The sequence below is a fragment of the Sphingomonas sp. Leaf23 genome (assembly GCF_001421585.1).
GTDB lineage: Bacteria > Pseudomonadota > Alphaproteobacteria > Sphingomonadales > Sphingomonadaceae > Sphingomonas.
Genome location: NZ_LMKR01000001.1, coordinates 450045 through 468645, shown reverse-complemented (window position 1 = coordinate 468645; position 18601 = coordinate 450045). Strand labels below are relative to the sequence as shown.

Here is an 18601-nt window from a genome sequence, read left to right as displayed (position 1 = left end):
GCGGATGCGGCGGCGTTGCAAGAGAGCGGCGTTATTCGCGCCCGCTGATCCGGGCGATCTCGCGCGCGACCATCGATTCGACGATGCCGGGCAGCTGCGCATCGAGCCATTCGCGCAGCATCGGGCGGAGCATTTCGCGCACCAGCCCTTCCAGCGAATCGGAACCAGGCGTTTCCGGCTTCACCAGCATCCGCGACAGTTGGTCCAGCGCACCACGGCTTGCCTCGGCCGCGCGGTCGGACACGATCGACCGATCGGCCTTGGCCGCGGGCGCAGGCGCGACCGGTTCGGGTTCGCTCTGCGGTTCAGGTGCACGCACACGCTCGGCGCGGGACGGTTCGCTACGCGGCGGCTCGGCCCGCATCGCTTCGACGCGCGGCGGAGGCGGCGGCGCGGCGACGCTCTGGTTCAGCTCCAGCACCTCGTCCCGATCGTCGAGGTCGCGGACCTGCGCCGTGCGGATCGACTTGCGACCGCGCAACGCCTGGGCCGATCCCTCGCCCTCTTCGGCGATGATCCGCTTGATCGAGGACAGGATGTCCTCCATCGACGTTTCGTTGCTGATATCGCCCATCGCAACCCTCATCTCTATCGCCTCTCGAACGCTTAGCTGTCGGGGTTGGCGCGCGGCGTGTCAACGCCCTGCGTGGCGCGCGGGGCGCCGCCCTGCCGATTGGGGGCGTCGATGCCCTGCGTCGGGGTGTACGGATTGGGGCTGCGTTGCAGCGACGGATCGAGTTCGCGGGTGACGACCGGGGTCTGTGCCGGGCTGTTCACCGTGCTGGGCGCGACCGGCACCGGGGCGGGATCGCCGCTCCAGTCCCAGATATTGTTGCGCACGCGACTGTAGTTGACCGTCGGATCGTACAGCGCCCCGCCGTCGAGGCCCAGATCACGTGCCTCGGCCTTGCCCATCGCCGCCAGCAGCGCGAAGCCCGCGACATAGGCGTCGCGCCGGGCCGAAACCAGCTGCACCTGCGAATTGAGCAGTTCCTGTTCGGCGTTCAGGATGTCGAGGATCGTGCGGGTACCGACGCTGTTTTCGGCGCGTACGCCCTCCAGCGAGAGCCGGTTGGCTGCGACCTGTACTTCCGACGACTGGATCACGCGCAGCGCCGACTGCCACGCCGCGAAGGCCGATCGCGCATCGGACACGACCGATCGTTCGACCTGCGTGACCTGTTCGATCGCGGCACCCTCCAGCGCCTGCGCACGGCGGATCTGCGCGCTGGGTCGACCGCTCTGCCACAGGGGCAGGCTCATCTGCACGCCGACCTGTGCCTGCCCGCCATCCTGCTGCAACACCGTGCCGTTGATCGACTGGGCCGAACCGAGGAAGCTGGTGTAGCCACCACCACCGACCGCGCTGATCGTCGGCAGGCGGCTGGCACGCGCCACGCCCACGTCGAACCCGGCGGCATCGCTGGAACGACGCGCGGCGATCAGCGACGGGTTGTTGGCCACCGCAACACCGACCGCCGCATTCGGATCGAGCGGCAGGTTGGGTAGCACCGGCGGGGTATCCAGCGTCGAGGCGGACGCACCGGTCGTCTCGACATAATTCTCGCGGCTGCGGATCAGCGACGCTTCGGCATTGCGCAGCTGCGCCTGTGCCGAAGCCAGCCGCGCTTCCGACTGCGCCACGTCGGTGCGGGTCAGGTCGCCGACCTGGAACCGATCCTTCGATGCCTGGAGATTGACCTCCAGCACGCGGACATTCTGCTGGTTCAGCCGCACGATCGCCTCGTCACGGATGACGTCATTGTAGGCGGCGACGACCAGCGTGAAGACATTCGCCTCGGTACTGCGCAGGTTCGCGCGACCCGCGTCGACCCGTGCGTCGGCCGCCCGGACGCTGTTGCGGACCGCGCCGCCCGCGAACAACGACTGCGACACGCTGACCTGTACGCTGCCCTGGCGCGGCGCCTGGGTGAAACCGCGGCTCGACGGGGTCAGGACATTCTCGATCACCGAGCTTTGCGTCGTCACCTGCGGCAACCCCTGCGAACGCGCCAGCGGCACGCCTTCGTCAGTGGCGCGCTGATTGGCGCGCGCGCCGGTCAGCTGTGGATTGGTGGCATAGGCACGCGCCAGTGCCTCGCGCAGCGTTTCGGCGCTGGCCGGTCCTGCCAGCAGCGCCAGCGCCGCCACACCCCCGATGAACTTCCCCCCCCGCATCGTCTTCTTACCTTGCGAACTGAAATGTCTTGGGCTTGGCGAAACCGGGCAGCTCGACGCAGCCGAGATCGGCAAAGTCGACCAGTCCGAACCCGCCATCGGTACGCCGTCCCAGCGCCAGCCGGGTCACGCCGCGATCGACGATGCCGGTCGTCAGCCGCCCGCCGGGGGCCAGCTGATCGACGATCGCCTGCGGCACCGATTCGACCGCGCCGTCGATCACGATCACGTCATAGGGCGCCCCCTGCGCCCAGCCGGCGTTGAGCGGCCCTTCGACCACCTCGACTTTAGCATCGGCGATCACGTCGCGGGCGGCAGCAGCCAGCGCGGCATCCTCGTCCAGCGCGACGACCGAACCGACCAGGCGAGCGAGAACCGCCGCGCCATAGCCCATCGCGGCACCGATCAGCAGCACACGGTCGGTCGGCTGCAATTCGGCGGCGGTCAGCAGGCGGCCGGTGATGAGCGGCGGATTGATCGCGCGGCCACCGGGCAGCGGCAACGGCGCGTCGCGATATGCGACGGCTGCCTGCGCCTTGGGCACGAAGGCTTCACGCGGCACGTCTCCCATCGCGGCGACGACGGCCGGGTCGCTGACGGCGCTGGTGCGCAACTGGCTGACGACCATCGCGTGGCGCATCGCATCAAAATCGGAATGGGTCGGGATCGAATCGGTCATGGTGCAATCCTGTCGCACAACTGTTTTAGCCGCGCAACACACATCACGCGTCAGCCGCTGTCTATCGCGGCGCACGCCCGCCGCCAAGGACGCCCGCAGGTATAATTTACGCGCCGACGGTTGACACCGACGCGCGCGGCCCGCAAATGCCCGCCTCCCACCGTATCGAGGCGCGATGGCGGAGTGGTGACGCAGAGGACTGCAAATCCTTGCACCCGGGTTCGATTCCCGGTCGCGCCTCCAACGGTGGAAGTTTTTCGACAGCATCGGACGAAGAAACGGGGCCACGGCATCGCCGCAGCCCCGCAATCATTGGTTCGCCGACGGATCAGGCCGCGAACTGGTTCATCGTGTTGTGCGTGCCGCCGGCCTTCAGCGCGGCTTCGCCCGCGAAATATTCCTTGTGGTCGTCGCCGATGTCCGACCCGCTCATATTCTGGTGCCTCACACAGGCGATCCCCTGGCGGATTTCCTGGCGCTGCACGCCCTTCACATAGCCAAGCATCGCCGCATCGCCGAAATATTCGCGCGCCAGATTGTCGGTGCTGAGCGCGGCGGTGTGGTAGGTCGGCAGCGTGATGAGATGGTGGAAAATGCCCGCCCGCGCGCTCGCTTCGCGCTGGAAGGTGCGAATTTTCTCGTCCGCCTCCAGGGCCAGTTCCGACGCGTCGTAATCGACGCTCATCAATTTCGCCCGGTCATAGCCTGACACGTCGCGCCCCTCCCCGACCCAGCCGTCGTACACCTGCTGGCGGAAATTCAGCGTCCAATTGAAGCTGGGCGAATTATTATAGACCAGCTTAGCATTGGGCACGACCGCGCGGATGCGATCGACCATCGACGCGATCTGCTCGATATGCGGCTTCTCCGTTTCGATCCACAGCAGGTCGGCCCCGTTCTGGAGCGAGGTGATGCAGTCGAGCACACAGCGATCCGCACCGGTCCCCTCGCGAAACTGGAACAGATTGGACGCCAGCCGCTTCGGCCGCATCAGTTGCCCGTCGCGCTCGATCACCACGTCACCGCGCAGGGTGCTCACGTCCTCGACCGGCTCGCAATCGAGGAACGCGTTATACTGGTCGCCCAGATCGCCCTTTGCCGTCGAATAGGCGATCTGCTTGGTCAGCCCCGCGCCCAGCGAGTCGGTGCGCGTAACGATGATCCCGTCATCGACGCCCAGTTCGAGGAAGGCGTAGCGACAGGCGCGGACCTTCGCGAGGAAGTCCTCGTGCGGCACGGTTACCTTGCCGTCCTGATGACCACACTGCTTTTCATCGCTGACCTGGTTCTCGATCTGGAGCGCGCAGGCACCCGCCTCGATCATCTTCTTGGCCAACAGATAGGTTGCCTCGGCATTGCCGAAGCCGGCGTCGATATCGGCGATGATCGGCACGACATGAGTTTCGTGCGCGTCGATCGCATTGCTCAGCCGCTGCGCCTCGACGGCGTTCCCGCTTGCCCGCGCCTCGTCCAGATCGCGGAACAACATGCCCAGTTCGCGGGCATCGGCCTGCTTCAGGAACGTGTAGAGTTCGGCAATCAGCGCGGGCACGCTGGTTTTCTCATGCATCGACTGGTCGGGGAGCGGGCCGAACTCGCTGCGCAGCGCCGCGACCATCCAGCCGGACAAATAGAGATACCGCCCCTTGGTCGTGCCGAAATGCTTCTTGATCGAAATGATCTTCTGCTGCCCGATGAACCCGTGCCAGCAGCCCAGCGACTGGGTGTAGGCCGCCGGATCGGCGTCATAGGCTGCCATGTCGCGCCGCATGATCCCGGCGGTGTAGCGGGCGATGTCGATGCCGGTCAGGAAGCGGTTCTGCACCCGCATCCGTGCAACCGCCTCCGCATCGATCCCGTCCCAGGTGCCGCGATGCTGCTGGATGAGGGATGCGGCGCGGGCCGCCTGTTCTTGATAGGTCATGGTCGTTCCTTGGGATGCGGTGCCGCGCGGGCAGCAGGGGGCGGCCACCGGCGGCGGGTCGCCGCCGGTGCCGGGCCTGCGAGGATGGAAAGGATGCGCGGGACCATCCCCGCGCAGGCGTCAGCCGAGGCGGCCGAGCCGATGATAGAGGTTGGAGAACTTCGACGACCGTGGCTCTTCGGCGATCTGCCGGACATAGGCACCGACCGCTTCCTTCAGCAGACCGAAATCCTCGGTCGAGAAGACGGCGCGGCTGCGTGGCGGCTCGTTGGTCATGCTTCACACCCTTTCGCGGATGGCGAACCGTTCGCCACCGATGCAATGGTATGAACATGACAAGGACTAACGGGTAAACACGTCCAGCGCCCGAAACGGTGTCGCTGCGTACGGCCAAACCGGCGCGTGGCGAGTAATACTGTAATTTCTTTACAAGCCATGGCCGCATCGTCCGTGGATCGACCGACGCCCCGGATTTGCAGACGCGGCGCATCGCGCTACACGCGCGCCATGCACGGTGCCCCGCTCACGCTCCACAATTCGCTGACCCGCCAGGCGCAGCGTTTCGAACCGCTCGATCCCGCCAAGGGCGTCCGCGTCTATTCCTGCGGGCCGACGGTCTACAACTATGCCCATATCGGCAATCTGCGCGCCTATGTCTTCACCGACACGCTGAGCCGGGTGTTGCGGTGGAAGGGCTATCCGCTCACCCATGTCATCAACATCACCGATGTCGGCCATCTGACGTCCGACGCCGATGCCGGCGACGACAAGATGGAGGCAGCGGCAAAGGCGCGCGCCCAGTCGATCTGGGACATCGCCGCGCATTATACGGCAGCGTTCAAGGGCAATCTGCGCGACCTGAACATCGACGATCCGACCCGCTGGTCGGTCGCGACCGACCACATCGCCGAGATGATCGCCTTCGCCGAAAAGATCGCGCCCGAGCATTGCTACGAGATCGACAGCGGACTGTATTTCGACAGCTCGACCGTGCCCCATTATGGTGCACTGGCCGGCGGACAAGACGATGCCGGCGAGGGGCGGATCGATCCCGTCGCGGGCAAGCGGCACCCCCAGGACTTCGCGATCTGGCGCAAGACACCGGCGGGCGAGAGCCGGCAGATGGAATGGGATTCGCCCTGGGGGCGGGGTGCGCCCGGCTGGCACCTCGAATGCTCGGTGATGAGCATCAAATATCTAGGTGCGCCGTTCGACATTCATACCGGCGGCATCGACCACCGCGAAATCCATCACCCCAACGAGATCGCCCAGAACCAGGCATTTTGCGGTTGCGCCGACAGCGGGGCCGCCTTCTGGATGCACAATAACTTCCTGGTCGAACGATCGGGCAAGATGTCGAAGTCGAAGGGCGAATTCACCACGCTCCGGACGCTGATCGACGGCGGCGTACACCCCCTCGCCTATCGCCTGATGTGCCTGTCGGCGCAGTATCGATCCGAACTGGAGTTTTCGGCCGACAATCTGCTGGCGGCGCTGACCCGGCTGAAGCGACTGGTGATGACCGTCGCGGCATTGCGGACCCGCGCGACCGGCGACGGCGATGCGGGCAAGGCGGCGGCCTATCGCGAGCGGCTGGATGCGGCGGTGTCGGACGACCTGAACACGCCACGCGCGCTGCCGGTGCTGGACGAACTGCTCGCCGACAAGAAGCTGTCGCCCGCCGACCGGCTGGCGGCGCTGGCCGATTTCGACGCGGTGCTGGGCCTCCGGCTCGCCACGATCGAGCGCGCCGACCTGCGCGTCCGTCCAGCGGATGCCACGATCGATGCGACCATGATCGAGGCCCGGCTGGCCGATCGCAAGGAAGCACGCGTCGCGAAGGACTTCGCCGCCAGCGACGCGATCCGCGACGAACTGACCGCAGCGGGGGTGGAGGTGATGGACGGCGATCCGCTCGGCTGGGACTGGCGCCCGACGCTGAGCTAAGGGCGGGCACTTGTCAGGCCGGCAAGGGGTTGGGAAACCGTTCCTAACCCCTTGCTCCATCACCTGCTTCCCCTTCATACCCCGGCCCGCGAATCATCGGGGGTCGATATGCGGGGACAGGTGCTGGGCGTTGATCGGAACGGACGCGAGGGGCGGATCGCCGGCGACGATGGACAGCGTTACTGGTTCGAACCCGACGACTGGTCCGATCGCGTGGGACCGGCAGTCGGCGCGCAGGTCGATTTCGAGGTGTCGAACGGCCGGGCGCTGCGGATCTATCACGTGCCCGGCACCGTTGCGCCACGCCCCGCCGCCGATCCAGCCCGCCGCCGGGCGCGCAAGGACAAGATCGCGGCTGTGCTGTTCGCCTTCTTCCTCGGCACGCTCGGCATTCACCGCTTCTATCTCGGCCGCACCGGGTCGGGCATCGTCATGCTGCTGCTCAGCTGCACCGTGATCGGCCTCTTCGTCACGGCCCCCTGGGCTCTGATCGATGCGATCCGCTACCTCGTCATGGACCATGACGATTTCCAGCACCGCTATGGCTGATCGAAGCGGTCGATCGGGGCGATGAACCTTTCCTTCATTGCGCGAACGGTTCGTTTCGCGCATGGGAATTGCCCGAACCGACTTGGATGGAATGTGACATGGCCGCACTCTGGGCCCCCGACAGCTGGAAAAAAGCCGAAGCGCGCCAGCTCCCGACCTATCCCGACGCGCAGGCGCTGGACGCCACCACCGCACAGCTCGCCAGCTATCCGCCGCTCGTCTTTGCCGGCGAAGCGCGCAACCTGACCGCCGAATTGGCGCAGGTGGCGGAGGGGAAGGCGTTCCTGCTGCAGGGCGGCGATTGCGCAGAGAGCTTTGCCGAATTCCATCCCAACTATATTCGCGACACCTTCCGCGTCATCCTTCAGATGGCAGTCGTGCTGACCTTCGCGTCGAAGCTGCCGACGGTGAAGCTCGGGCGCATGGCGGGCCAGTTCGCCAAGCCGCGCTCGGCCGATACCGAAGTCATCGATGGCGTCGAGTTGCCCAGCTACCGCGGCGACAATATCAACGACATTGCGTTCACCGCCGAAGGGCGCGTGCCCGATCCGCAGCGGATGATCCGCGCCTATTCGCAGGCGGCGGCGACGCTCAACCTGCTGCGCGCCTTCGCGACCGGCGGCTATGCCAATCTGCATCAGGTCCATCGCTGGACCCACGACTTCATGGGCCGCAGCCCCTGGGCCAAGAAATATGCCGACGTGGCCGACCGCATCGGCGAGGCACTCGATTTCATGGCGGCGTGCGGCATCGATGCGGACAGCGTGCCGCAGCTGAAGGCGACGAGCTTCTACACCAGCCACGAAGCGCTGCTGCTCCCCTACGAACAGGCGCTGACCCGGCAGGATTCGCTGACCGGCGACTGGTACGATACCTCGGCCCATTTCCTGTGGATCGGCGACCGCACCCGCTTCGACGGGTCGGCGCATGTCGAATTCCTGCGCGGGATCGGCAATCCGATCGGCATCAAGTGCGGCCCGACGCTGGAGCCGGAGGCGCTGCTCCGGATGCTCGATACGCTGAACCCGAACCGGGTGGCGGGGCGCATGACGCTCATCACCCGCTATGGCCATGACAAGATCGAGGCGGGGCTGCCGAAGCTGATCCGCGCCGTCCAGCGCGAGGGACATCCGGTGGTGTGGTCGTGCGACCCGATGCACGGCAACACGGTGAAGGCGACGACCGGCTACAAGACGCGCCCGTTCGACCGTATCCTCGCCGAAGTGCGCGGTTTCTTCGCGGTACACCGGGCCGAGGGCAGCCATGCCGGCGGCATCCATGCCGAAATGACCGGGCAGAACGTCACCGAATGCACCGGCGGCGCGATCGCGGTCACCGAACAGGCGCTGGCCGATCGCTACCACACGCACTGCGACCCGCGTCTCAACGCCGGACAGAGCCTCGAACTCGCATTCCTGCTGGCCGAGATGCTGAACGACGAAATGGCGGAGCGCCGCAAGGTCGCCGCCTGACGCGCATCGTCATCCCGGCACGGGCCGGGATGACGGGCGGCGCGGTCAGTTGAGCGCCGCCAGCACCTTGTCGACAGTAATCGGATACTCCCGCACCCGAACCCCGCACGCATTATACACCGCGTTGGCGATCGCCGCGCCGACGCCGCAAATGCCCAGCTCGCCCACGCCCTTCGCCTTCATCGGTGACGAATAGGGATCCTCTTCGTCGAGGAACACGACATCCTGATACGGAATGTCGGCGTGGGTCGGCACATGATATTCGGCAAAGTCGTGGTTGATGAACCCGCCCAGCCGCGGATCGACCACCAGTTCTTCGGTCAGCGCCGCGCCGACCCCCATCGTCATCGCGCCCAGAATCTGGTTGCGCGCCGCCTTGGGGTTCAGGATGCGGCCGGCGGCGAACACGCCCAGCATCCGGCGGACGCGGACTTCCGCCGTGTCGGCATCGACGCCGACCTCGACGAAATGCGCGCCAAACGTCGCCTGCACGAATTTCTTCGTCAGGTCGCCGAACTCGATCCGATCCTCGACCTCGATCCCCTTGCCGCCGACCGCTTCGCCCAGCGCGACCGACTTGTTGCCCGACCACACCCGCCCATCGGCAAAGCGCGCAGTGGCAGGATCGAAGCCGACCGCCTCGGCGATCCGGTCGCGCAGGCCGACGCAGGCGGCATAGACGCCAGCGGTCGAGCTGTTCGCGCCGAACTGTCCGCCCGATCCGGCCGACACCGGAAAGCCCGATTCCCCCAGCCGCACCGCAACCTGCTCCAGCTCGACGCCCAGCATCTCCGCGGCAGTCTGCGCCAGGATCGTGTAGCTGCCGGTGCCGATGTCGGTCATGTCGGTCGTCACCGTGACCCGGCCGTCGCCGGCAACACCGACCCGCGCCGCCGATTTGAGCACCATATTGCCGCGATACGCCGCCGCCATGCCCATCCCCACCAGCCAGCGTCCGTCGCGCCGCTGCCCCGGCGTAGGGTTACGCGCGCTCCAGCCGAAGCGATCGGCCCCTTCGCGCAGGCACCCGATCAGGTCTCGGTGGGAAAAGCGCCGTTCGGGCTTTTCGGGATCGACCTGCGTATCGTTCAGCACGCGCAGTTCGACTGGATCGAGCTTCAGCTTTTCGGCCAGCTCGTCCATCGCCGCCTCAATCGCCATCATGCCGACCGCCTCGCCCGGCGCACGCATCGCGCTCGATTCGGGCAGGTTGAGTTCGGCCAGCCATTCAGTCACCCGCCGGTTTGGCGCGGCATAGAGCTGTCGGGTCTGCGCACCCGCACCCTCCGGACTGCCGCCGGGCAGGTCGCCCGACCAGCTTTCATGCGCGATCGCCTGCAACCGGCCATCGGCCGACGCGCCCAGCCGCAGCCGTTGGATCGTCGACGACCGATGCGTCGTGTTGTTGAAGATTTGCGGGCGGGTCAGCACGACCTTCACCGGTCGCCCAATCTGCCGCGCGGCGATGGCGGCCAGCACCGCATCGGCCCGCACCCACAGCTTGCCGCCAAATCCGCCGCCGACATGGTGTGCGACGATCCGCACCTTGTCCTTCGGCATGTTCAGGATCTTCGCCATGTCGCGCGCGGCCCACTCGACCATCTGGTTCGCGGTCCACAGCGTTAGCGCATCGCCGTCCCACGCCGCGATCGACGCATAGGGTTCCATCATCGCATGGGCATGGTCGGGGGTGGTGTAGGTCGCATCGACTTGCACCGGCGCATCGGCAAAGGCGCGATCGAAATCGCCATGCCCGTTCGACCGGAACGGCTTGTCCGCGCCACGCTCCGCCGCATCGCCCAGATCGAACGCCCCGGCATCGGCGGCATAGTCGACCCGCACCAGCCGTGCGGCGGCCCGCGCCGCCTCGAAACTGTCCGCCACCACCAGCGCGACCGCCTGCCCCAGCTGATCGACCTGCGGCCCGGCCAGCATCGGCACCTTGTGATCGTCACCGATCCCCAGCGGTCCGGCATTTTCGTGCGTCACCACCGTCAACACACCCGCTGCGGCCAGCGCCTCCGCCGTATCGATCGACACGATCCGCCCCATCGCAATGGTCGCGCCGACGACGAAACCATGCACCTGCCCCGGCTGCGCGAATTCGGCAGCATAGGTCGCCTGCCCACTGACCTTCAGCGGCCCTTCGATCCGGTCGGTCGGACGGCCGAGCACCCGCATCGTATCGGTCGGGTTCGCTCCGGCGGCTTCGGTGAACTTCATGGCGCTATTTCCTCACTTCCGGCCGAACAGCTTTTCGATGTCGCCATGCGCCAGCTTGATCCAGGTCGGGCGACCATGGTTGCACTGGCCCGAATGCGGCGTCACTTCCATCTCGCGCAGCAGGGCGTTCATCTCGACCACCGACAACACCCGGCCGGCGCGAACCGATCCATGGCACGCCATCGTCGCCGCGACATGATCGATCCGTTCCTTCAGCGACAGCGCGGCATCGTGCGCACGAATCTCGTCGGCTAGGTCGGTGACCAGCCCGATCACATCGCCCTGCCCCAGCATCGCCGGCGTGGCCCGCACCAGCATCGCGCGCGGGCCGAACCGTTCCAGCTCCAGCCCGAATTCGGCCAGCTCCACCGCCTTGTCCTCCAGCGCGTCGCAGGACACTTCGTCCAGTTCGACCACCTCGGGGATCAGCAGCGCCTGCCGCGCGACGCCGCCGGTCGCCATCGCCGCCCGCATCCGCTCCAGCACCAGCCGTTCGTGCGCGGCGTGCTGATCGACCAGCACCAGTCCGTCCTCTGCCTCCGCAACGATATAGGTGCGCGCAACCTGCCCCCGCGCCGCGCCGAGCGGGAATTGCGTCGAGGCAGGCGGCGGCTCGACCGCGACCTCGGCCCGCGCTTGGGGCGGCGGCGCGAAGAAGGTCGGGCGACGATCATGAAAGGCGAACCCCGATGATCCGCTCGATTCGGCCAACGGCGGCAGGGAAGCAGCAGGCGCGGCGACCGGCGCGACCGGCTCGGTGGTCCACGCGGCCATCGCATCGGCCGCCGGGCGTTGCACCGCGCGAAATCCCGCCCCGTCCAGCGCCCGGCGCAACCCGCCGACGATCAATCCGCGCGCCGCGGCAGGATCGCGAAACCGCACCTCGGTCTTGGCCGGATGGACGTTCACGTCGATCAGGTCGGGATCGACGTCGAGGAACAGCGCGACCACGGCATGACGGTCGCGCGCCAGCATCTCGGCATAGGCACCGCGCACCGCACCCGACAGGACCCGGTCCTTCACCGGCCGGCCGTTGACAAACAGATATTGGTGGTCGGCCACCCCGCGATGAAAGGTCGGCAGCCCGGCCACCCCGCCCAGCCGCATCCCCTCGCGTTCCCAACTTAGCCCGACCGAATTCATCGCCAGCGCCCGATCGGTCAGCGCCGCAACGCGTTCCGGCCGCGACTCGCCCGCCTGTACCCCCAGCACGCGGCGGCCATCATGTTCGAGGGTGAAGGCGATGTCCGGCCGCGCCATGGCGAGCCGCCGGACCTGATCGACACAGGCGGCGAATTCCGACCGGGGCGATCGCAGGAATTTCCGCCGCGCCGGCACGCGGGCGAACAGTCCCTCCACCCGGATTCGCGTGCCCGGCGGCACGGCGGCGGGGCGATCCTCGACCACCTCGCCATTGTCGACTGTGCGCAGCCACCCCTCCGCCCCTGCCGGCCGGCTCTCGATCGACAGGCGCGCGACACTCGCGATCGACGGCAACGCTTCGCCGCGAAAACCCAACGTCGTAACCGCTTCGATGCGGTCATCGGGCAGCTTGGAGGTGGCATGGCGTTCCAGCGCCAGCGCCATGTCGGCGGGCCCCATGCCGCAACCATCGTCGCTGACCTCGATCAGATCGATGCCCCCACCGGCAAGGCGCACGAGTATACGGCCGGCGTGCGCGTCGATGGCGTTCTCCACCAGTTCTTTCAGCGCGGAAGCGGGGCGTTCCACCACTTCCCCCGCGGCGATGCGGTTGACGAGATGCTCGGGGAGACGGCGTATTGACATGGGGGACGCTCTAGCCCAAGCGGCCTCATCCCGCGACCTGGAACTGCCGCCGTGCGACCGACCGGATAACCGGTCGGACAGGTCGAGGTACAAGCTGCGAACCGCCGCGTCGGGACACGCGGATAAGGACGGAAGTATCGATGGCCTTCTCGCGTTTCTTCAAGTTCATGTCGCATGATATGGCGATCGACCTCGGCACCGCCAACACGGTGGTGTATCTGCGGGGTCGCGGTGTCGTGCTGAACGAGCCGTCGGTGGTGGCGGTCGAGACGCTGAACGGCGTGAAGCGGGTGAAGGCGGTCGGTGACGACGCCAAGCTGATGATGGGCAAGACGCCCGGTTCGATCGAGGCGATTCGCCCGATGCGCGACGGGGTCATCGCCGACCTCGACGTCGCCGAACAGATGATCAAGCACTTCATTCAGAAGGTTCATGGCCAGCGCCGCTTCATCCGCTGGCCGCAGATCGTGATCTGCGTGCCGTCGGGCTCGACCAGCGTCGAACGCCGCGCGATCCGCGATGCTGCGTCGAACGCCGGTGCGAGCCAAGTGTGGCTGATCGAGGAGCCGATGGCCGCCGCGATCGGCGCCGACATGCCGGTTACCGAGCCGATCGGGTCGATGGTCGTCGATATCGGCGGCGGCACTACCGAAGTCGCAGTGCTGTCGCTGCGTGGCCTCGCCTATTCCACCTCGGTCCGGGTCGGTGGCGACAAGATGGACGAAGCGATCGTCAGCTATGTCCGCCGCAACCACAACCTGCTGATCGGCGAAGCAACGGCCGAGCGGATCAAGCAGGAAGTCGGCACCGCCAAGCCGCCGGCCGACGGGATCGGTACGCTGATCTACGTCAAGGGTCGCGACCTGGTGAACGGCGTGCCCAAGGAAATCCAGATCAACCAGGGCCAGATCGCCGAAGCCTTGTCCGAACCGGTGGCCGCGATCGTCGAGGGCGTGCGCATCGCACTCGAAAACACCGCTCCCGAACTGGCCGCCGATATCGTCGATCAGGGCATCGTCCTGACCGGCGGTGGCGCGCTGCTGCAGGGCATCGACGAAGTGCTGCGCGACGAAACCGGCCTGCCGGTGACCGTCGCCGAAGACCCGCTGACCTGCGTCGCGCTGGGCACCGGACGTGCGCTCGAGGATCCGATCTACAAGGGCGTCCTGCTCGCCGTCTGACATAGGGGTCCGGGGGCATGGCGCCGCCACGCAACCACCGTCCGGGTTTCTCGCGGCGGGCGCAATATACGGTGTTCGCCGGCTATGTGCTGGCGGCCAGCGGCGCGCTCGTCGGGGCGATCCTGCTGCTCATCTCGATCATCGACCCCCGTGCCTTCGCCGCCCTGCGCGGTGCTGTGCGAGAGGCGACGACGCCGGTTTCCTCAGGCGCCGACTGGGTATGGGACGGCGTTGCCTCGGTACCCGACGGCATCGGGGACTATTTCGGCGCCGTGTCGGAAAACCGCCGGCTGCGCGCGCGTGAGGAAGCGACGCGACGCTATCTGATGCAGGCGCGGCTGCTGAACCGCGAGAACGCCCGGCTGCGCACGTTGCTGAACCTGCGCGACCGTTCCGCCGCCCCGGTGGTGACCGCGCGGCTGGTCAACAGCTCGGCCAGCAGCACCCGCCGCCTCGCCACGCTGAACGCCGGATCGGGCCAGGGCGTACTACGCGGACAGCCGGTACGCGGACCCAACGGCCTGATCGGCCGCGTCATCGAAACCAGCCCCAATACCGCCAGCGTCCTGCTGATACTCGATCCGGAGAGCATCGTGCCGGTGCGTCGCACCCGCGACGGTCTGTCGGCGATCATCGTCGGCTTGGGCAACGGCATGGTCGAAGTCCGCGCCGCCGGCATCGCCAACGCCCCGCTGCTGGCCGGCGACGTCTTCGTCACCTCGGGCACCGGCGGCATCTATCCGCCGGGCGTGCCGGTTGCCCGCGTCTCGCGCAGCCAGCGCGACGTGGCGCCCGCCCGCGTCTTCGCCGAACCCGACGGGCTGGACTTCGCGCTGGTCGAGCGCGCCTTCCTGCCCGCGCCGGTGCCCCGCCCGACCCCCAGCGCGACGCCGACGCCCAAGCCTGCCGCCGAATGAAGCTGCTCGGCCCCGACGACGATCGGTCGGAACGCATCGTGACGCGAAAGGCCGTGGCCAGCATCCTTGCCGGATCGCTGGTCACGTTGCTGCCGGTCGTGGCGACCGTGCCGTTCCTGCCGCCGTTCGGCCTGTTGATGTTCCTCGGCTGGCGCCTGCTGCGCCCCGGCGCGCTGCCCGTCTGGGCGGCAGCACCGCTTGGCCTGTTCGACGACCTGGTGAGCGGTCAGCCGCTGGGCAGCGCAGTGCTGTTGTGGCAGCTTTGTTCGCTGATGCTCGATCTGGTCGATACCCGCCTCGTCACCCGCGATTTCTGGCAGGACTGGTTGCTGGCCGGCGGATCGATCGCCGTCTGCCTGGTCGCCGGCCGTGCCTTCGCCACCAGCCTGTCGGCGCATGTCGATACCGTGCTGATTTTTCAGATCGTGGTTTCGATAGCGTTGTTCCCCGCCGCCACACGGCTATGTACGGCACTTGGCGGTAGCGAGGATGAATGAGCAAGATCGTCACCGAGGCGGCGCAGGCGTTCAGCTTTTCCCGGCGCGCAATGGTGCTGGGCGGGGCGCAGGTGGCGGTGGGCGTCGTGCTGGCCAGCCGGATGGCGTGGCTGTCGGTCGCCGAAAACGAGCGCTATAACCTCCTCGCCGAGAGCAACCGCGTCAACCTGACCATGATCCCGCCCCGGCGCGGATGGATCATCGATCGCCACGGCGCGCCGATCGCCAACAACCGCACCGATTTTCGCGTCGACCTGATCCCCGACCGGATGGAGGATGGCGACCGGGTGCTGGGCGAGCTGCGCCAGCTACTCGCGCTGACGCCCGAGGACATGGCCCGGATTCAGACCGACCTGAAGCGCGCGGGCAAGTTTACGCCGGTACAGGTCGCCGAGAACCTCGACTGGGAACGCTTCGCCGCGGTCAGCGTCCGGCTGCCTGAATTGCCCGGCGTGCAGCCGACCCGCGGCTTTTCGCGCAGCTACCCGCCGGGCGCAGCGGTCGCGCACCTGACCGGCTATGTCGGCGCGGCCACTGCCGAACAATTTAAGGAAACACGCGACCCCCTGATGGTCACACCAGGCTTCAAGCTCGGCAAGGATGGCCTTGAAAAGGCGATGGAATCCCAGCTGCGTGGTACGGCCGGCGCAAAGCGGGTCGAGGTCACCGCGCGCGGCCAGATCGTCCGCGAACTCGATACCCGACCCGACAAGCAGGGCCGCAACGTCCGCCTGACCATCGACCTTGGGCTACAGGAATATGCCGCCCGGCGGCTAGGGCCCAACTCCGGATCGGCGGTGGTGATGGATGCGGTCACCGGCGACGTGCTGGCGATGGTGTCGATGCCCGCCTACGACCCCAACAGCTTTTCGGACGGCATCGGCCGGCTGGAATGGAAGATGCTGTCGGGCGATGACCATATCCCGTTGATGAACAAGACGCTGCAGGGGCTGTACCCGCCGGGATCGACGGTGAAGCCGATGCACGGCCTCGCCATCCTGAAGGCCGGGATCGACCCGCATCGCCGCGTCAATTGTTCGGGCGTGCTGCAGGTCGGCACCGGGCGCTTCCACTGTCATAAGCGCGGTGGGCACGGGCCGCTCGACATGATCGGCGCGGTCGCGCAGAGCTGCGACATCTATTTCTACACCATGGCGCGCGAGCTGGGCTACGACGCCTTCGCGACCACCGTGCGCCAGATGGGGCTGGGCCAGAAGTTCGAGCTTCCTTTCCAGTCGCAACGCTATGGCACCGTGCCAGATAGCGCGTGGAAGCTACGCAAATATAAGCAAAAATGGACCGTCGCCGATTCGGTCAACGCATCGATCGGTCAGGGCTATGTGCTCACCAATCCGCTACAACTGGCGGTGATGGCCGCGAGACTGGCGCAGGGGCGGCAGGTGATACCGCGCCTGCTGCTCGACACCCCGCACACGCCAGCACCATCCATGGGCATCGATCCGGCGATGCTGGCGACCGTGCACAAGGCGACCTGGGCCGTGGTCAATGGTGGCGGCACCGGGGGGCGCTCACGGTTTCAGGGGCTACCGGCGGGCATCGAACTGGCGGGCAAGACCGGGACGGCGCAGGTCCGTCGCATCACCATGGCGGAACGACGCACCGGCGTGCTGGGCGACGGCGCCGTCCCCTTCCGGATGCGCGACCACTCGCTGTTCATCGGCTATGCCCCCGCCGCCGCGCCGCGCTACGCGGTGTCGGTCGTGCTGGAGCATTCCGGCCATATCTACACCGCCGCGCCGATCGCCAGCGACATCCTGTCGTGGCTGTTCGACCGCGACAAGGCGATGGCCCGTCTCGAACCGCTCGAACGCGAATGGGGCGGCGACGTACAGACGCGGATGGATGCCCAGTGGAAGGCGTTCGAGGCCGAACAGGCCGCGCCGATCACCACCGTGCCCGCCACGCCCGCCGACGTCGAAGGTGCGACCAGCAATGTCGTCGACACCGCCTCGAACCAGAGCGAACCCGACACCGCCGTCGCCCAATCCAACGTGACCGAACGCACCGAATGAAGCGCATCAACCAGACGACCTCGCACGGACTAGGCTTCGTTCCGGCGCCACTCGCGCGCCTGCCGTGGCGCGTGCTGTTCCTGCTGATCGCGATCGGCGGCTTCGGACTGGTGGTGCTGTTCTCCGCCGCCGGGGGCAGCGTGCAGCCCTGGGCATCGCGGCAGGGGCTGGCCTTTGCCATCTTCCTCCTGGCCGCCATCGGCATCTCCCGCATCCGCATGAGCTTCTGGCAGGGGATCGCCCTGCCCGCCTACGCCGTCATCACCGTCATGCTGGTGCTGGTCGAACTGGTGGGCGCGGTGAAGGGCGGGTCGCAGCGCTGGCTCGACCTCGGCTTCATCCGGGTACAGCCATCGGAATTCATGAAGCCCGCCATCGTGCTGGCACTCGCCCGCTTCTACGACCTGCTGCCGGCCGGGGAGATACGCCGCTTCGGCGCAGTCTGGCCCGCCGCCGCCATGCTCGGCATCCCCGTGGTGCTGGTGATGCTGCAGCCCGACCTCGGCACCGCGCTGATGATTACCGCCGGGGGGTTGACGGTCATGTTCCTGGCCGGCCTGCCCCTCCGCCTCTTCATCGGCGGTGCGCTGGGCGTCGCGATCGCCGCGCCGCTCGCCTTCAACTTCCTGCTGCACGATTACCAGAAGAACCGCGTGCTGATCTTCCTCAACCCCGAGAGCGATCCGCTCGGCACCGGCTATCACATCAGCCAGTCGAAGATCGCGATCGGATCGGGCGGCATCTTCGGCAAGGGCTTCCTGAACGGCACGCAGAGCCATCTCGACTATCTGCCAGAGGGGCATACCGACTTCGTGTTCGCGACCATGGCGGAGGAGTGGGGCCTGATCGGCGGCATCTTCCTCATCACCGCCTTCATCCTGCTCGTCCGCTGGGGCGTGGGCGTCGGCGTGCGGGCGGAGGGGCGTTTCTCGAAGCTCGTCGCCGGCGGCCTCGCCACCACCATCTTCTTCTATGTCGCGATCAACCTCGGCATGGTCATGGGGCTGGCACCGGTCGTCGGCATCCCCCTGCCGCTGGTCAGCTATGGTGGATCAGCGCAGATGACGGTGCTCGGCTGTATCGGTATCCTGATGGCGATCGATCGCGAAAATCGCGACCGGGTGCGGTTCTGACGCTTTTTTCATGCGATTTGAAAATTAGGGTTTGCGTGGGCCCAAAGGTTCGCTAAAGGCCCCGCTCCAACGGCGGATCG

15 protein-coding genes and 1 tRNA gene are annotated in these 18601 nt (G+C 67.1%); 9 read left to right on the top strand and 7 right to left on the bottom strand.

Annotated features, from left to right (window positions below; all coding sequences use genetic code 11):
• Nucleotides 1–31 precede the first annotated feature (31 nt).
• Genes ASE67_RS02235 through ASE67_RS02225 form a run of 3 tightly spaced genes read right to left on the bottom strand, consistent with a single transcriptional unit; the run spans nt 32 to nt 2857 of the window.
• Entirely contained in the window at nt 32–586 is a 555-nt protein-coding gene (locus ASE67_RS02235) for a DUF2497 domain-containing protein (RefSeq protein WP_235511750.1), read from the bottom strand.
• A 20-nt stretch (nt 587–606) separates the two neighbouring features.
• Nucleotides 607–2178: a TolC family outer membrane protein gene (locus ASE67_RS02230; RefSeq protein ID WP_055756346.1), complete on the bottom strand. Its 1572-nt coding sequence runs from the start codon at nt 2176–2178 to the stop codon at nt 607–609.
• A 7-nt stretch (nt 2179–2185) separates the two neighbouring features.
• Nucleotides 2186–2857: a protein-L-isoaspartate O-methyltransferase family protein gene (locus ASE67_RS02225; protein WP_055756344.1), complete on the bottom strand. Its 672-nt coding sequence runs from the start codon at nt 2855–2857 to the stop codon at nt 2186–2188.
• Nucleotides 2858–3026: 169 nt separating this feature from the next.
• On the opposite strand from ASE67_RS02225, the gene ASE67_RS02220 reads away from it, so the two are divergent.
• Nucleotides 3027–3100 (top strand) — tRNA-Cys (locus tag ASE67_RS02220).
• Nucleotides 3101–3185: 85 nt separating this feature from the next.
• Here the strand turns inward: ASE67_RS02220 and ASE67_RS02215 are convergent.
• Together ASE67_RS02215 and ASE67_RS18435 are read right to left on the bottom strand one after the other, a co-directional pair.
• A complete protein-coding gene (locus ASE67_RS02215; RefSeq protein ID WP_055756343.1) occupies nt 3186–4781 on the bottom strand; it encodes an isocitrate lyase in 1596 nt (531 codons plus the stop codon).
• 120 nt (nt 4782–4901) lie between these two features.
• Complete coding sequence (locus ASE67_RS18435; RefSeq protein WP_200909333.1) at nt 4902–5057, bottom strand: hypothetical protein; 156 nt, start codon at nt 5055–5057, stop codon at nt 4902–4904.
• Between the two features lie 231 nt (nt 5058–5288).
• Here ASE67_RS18435 and cysS point away from each other — a divergent pair, with 231 nt between their 5' ends.
• From cysS to ASE67_RS02200, 3 genes are all read left to right on the top strand, one after another.
• A complete protein-coding gene (gene cysS, locus ASE67_RS02210) occupies nt 5289–6728 on the top strand; it encodes a cysteine--tRNA ligase (RefSeq protein ID WP_055756342.1) in 1440 nt (479 codons plus the stop codon).
• A gap of 108 nt (nt 6729–6836) precedes the next feature.
• A complete protein-coding gene (locus ASE67_RS02205; protein WP_055756341.1) occupies nt 6837–7277 on the top strand; it encodes a TM2 domain-containing protein in 441 nt (146 codons plus the stop codon).
• Between the two features lie 98 nt (nt 7278–7375).
• Nucleotides 7376–8749, top strand: a complete 1374-nt coding sequence (locus tag ASE67_RS02200; protein ID WP_055756916.1) for a class II 3-deoxy-7-phosphoheptulonate synthase — start codon at nt 7376–7378, stop codon at nt 8747–8749.
• Between the two features lie 45 nt (nt 8750–8794).
• On the opposite strand, the gene paoC is transcribed toward ASE67_RS02200, so the two are convergent.
• Together paoC and mutL are read right to left on the bottom strand one after the other, a co-directional pair.
• Nucleotides 8795–10972: an aldehyde oxidoreductase molybdenum-binding subunit PaoC gene (paoC, locus tag ASE67_RS02195; protein ID WP_055756340.1), complete on the bottom strand. Its 2178-nt coding sequence runs from the start codon at nt 10970–10972 to the stop codon at nt 8795–8797.
• Between the two features lie 12 nt (nt 10973–10984).
• Nucleotides 10985–12760, bottom strand: coding sequence for a DNA mismatch repair endonuclease MutL (gene mutL / locus ASE67_RS02190; RefSeq protein WP_055756339.1), 1776 nt, complete (start codon nt 12758–12760; stop codon nt 10985–10987).
• 140 nt (nt 12761–12900) lie between these two features.
• Here mutL and ASE67_RS02185 point away from each other — a divergent pair, with 140 nt between their 5' ends.
• Genes ASE67_RS02185 through rodA form a run of 5 tightly spaced genes read left to right on the top strand, consistent with a single transcriptional unit; the run spans nt 12901 to nt 18521 of the window.
• Nucleotides 12901–13941: a rod shape-determining protein gene (locus ASE67_RS02185; protein ID WP_055756338.1), complete on the top strand. Its 1041-nt coding sequence runs from the start codon at nt 12901–12903 to the stop codon at nt 13939–13941.
• A gap of 17 nt (nt 13942–13958) precedes the next feature.
• Nucleotides 13959–14858 carry a rod shape-determining protein MreC gene (gene mreC / locus ASE67_RS02180; protein ID WP_055756337.1) on the top strand — a complete coding sequence of 300 codons (900 nt, stop codon included), beginning with the start codon at nt 13959–13961 and terminating at the stop codon, nt 14856–14858.
• Nucleotides 14855–15355 carry a rod shape-determining protein MreD gene (mreD, locus tag ASE67_RS02175; protein ID WP_055756336.1) on the top strand — a complete coding sequence of 167 codons (501 nt, stop codon included), beginning with the start codon at nt 14855–14857 and terminating at the stop codon, nt 15353–15355. Before mreC ends, mreD begins: the two co-directional genes overlap by 4 nt.
• Nucleotides 15352–17388: a penicillin-binding protein 2 gene (gene mrdA, locus ASE67_RS02170; protein ID WP_055756335.1), complete on the top strand. Its 2037-nt coding sequence runs from the start codon at nt 15352–15354 to the stop codon at nt 17386–17388. Before mreD ends, mrdA begins: the two co-directional genes overlap by 4 nt.
• Nucleotides 17385–18521: a rod shape-determining protein RodA gene (gene rodA, locus ASE67_RS02165; protein ID WP_055756334.1), complete on the top strand. Its 1137-nt coding sequence runs from the start codon at nt 17385–17387 to the stop codon at nt 18519–18521. Before mrdA ends, rodA begins: the two co-directional genes overlap by 4 nt.
• Nucleotides 18522–18601: the final 80 nt, after the last annotated feature.

Excerpts from the sequence above, each read along its gene's own strand:
- ASE67_RS02235 (WP_235511750.1), bottom strand. The coding sequence starts at position 586 with ATGAGGGTTGCGATGGGCGATATCAGCAACGAAACGTCGATGGAGGAC.
- ASE67_RS02230 (WP_055756346.1), bottom strand. The coding sequence starts at position 2,178 with ATGCGGGGGGGGAAGTTCATCGGGGGTGTGGCGGCGCTGGCGCTGCTG.
- ASE67_RS02225 (WP_055756344.1), bottom strand. The coding sequence starts at position 2,857 with ATGACCGATTCGATCCCGACCCATTCCGATTTTGATGCGATGCGCCAC.
- ASE67_RS02215 (WP_055756343.1), bottom strand. The coding sequence starts at position 4,781 with ATGACCTATCAAGAACAGGCGGCCCGCGCCGCATCCCTCATCCAGCAG.
- ASE67_RS18435 (WP_200909333.1), bottom strand. The coding sequence starts at position 5,057 with ATGACCAACGAGCCGCCACGCAGCCGCGCCGTCTTCTCGACCGAGGAT.
- cysS (WP_055756342.1), top strand. The coding sequence starts at position 5,289 with ATGCACGGTGCCCCGCTCACGCTCCACAATTCGCTGACCCGCCAGGCG.
- ASE67_RS02205 (WP_055756341.1), top strand. The coding sequence starts at position 6,837 with ATGCGGGGACAGGTGCTGGGCGTTGATCGGAACGGACGCGAGGGGCGG.
- ASE67_RS02200 (WP_055756916.1), top strand. The coding sequence starts at position 7,376 with ATGGCCGCACTCTGGGCCCCCGACAGCTGGAAAAAAGCCGAAGCGCGC.
- paoC (WP_055756340.1), bottom strand. The coding sequence starts at position 10,972 with ATGAAGTTCACCGAAGCCGCCGGAGCGAACCCGACCGATACGATGCGG.
- mutL (WP_055756339.1), bottom strand. The coding sequence starts at position 12,760 with ATGTCAATACGCCGTCTCCCCGAGCATCTCGTCAACCGCATCGCCGCG.
- ASE67_RS02185 (WP_055756338.1), top strand. The coding sequence starts at position 12,901 with ATGGCCTTCTCGCGTTTCTTCAAGTTCATGTCGCATGATATGGCGATC.
- mreC (WP_055756337.1), top strand. The coding sequence starts at position 13,959 with ATGGCGCCGCCACGCAACCACCGTCCGGGTTTCTCGCGGCGGGCGCAA.
- mreD (WP_055756336.1), top strand. The coding sequence starts at position 14,855 with ATGAAGCTGCTCGGCCCCGACGACGATCGGTCGGAACGCATCGTGACG.
- mrdA (WP_055756335.1), top strand. The coding sequence starts at position 15,352 with ATGAGCAAGATCGTCACCGAGGCGGCGCAGGCGTTCAGCTTTTCCCGG.
- rodA (WP_055756334.1), top strand. The coding sequence starts at position 17,385 with ATGAAGCGCATCAACCAGACGACCTCGCACGGACTAGGCTTCGTTCCG.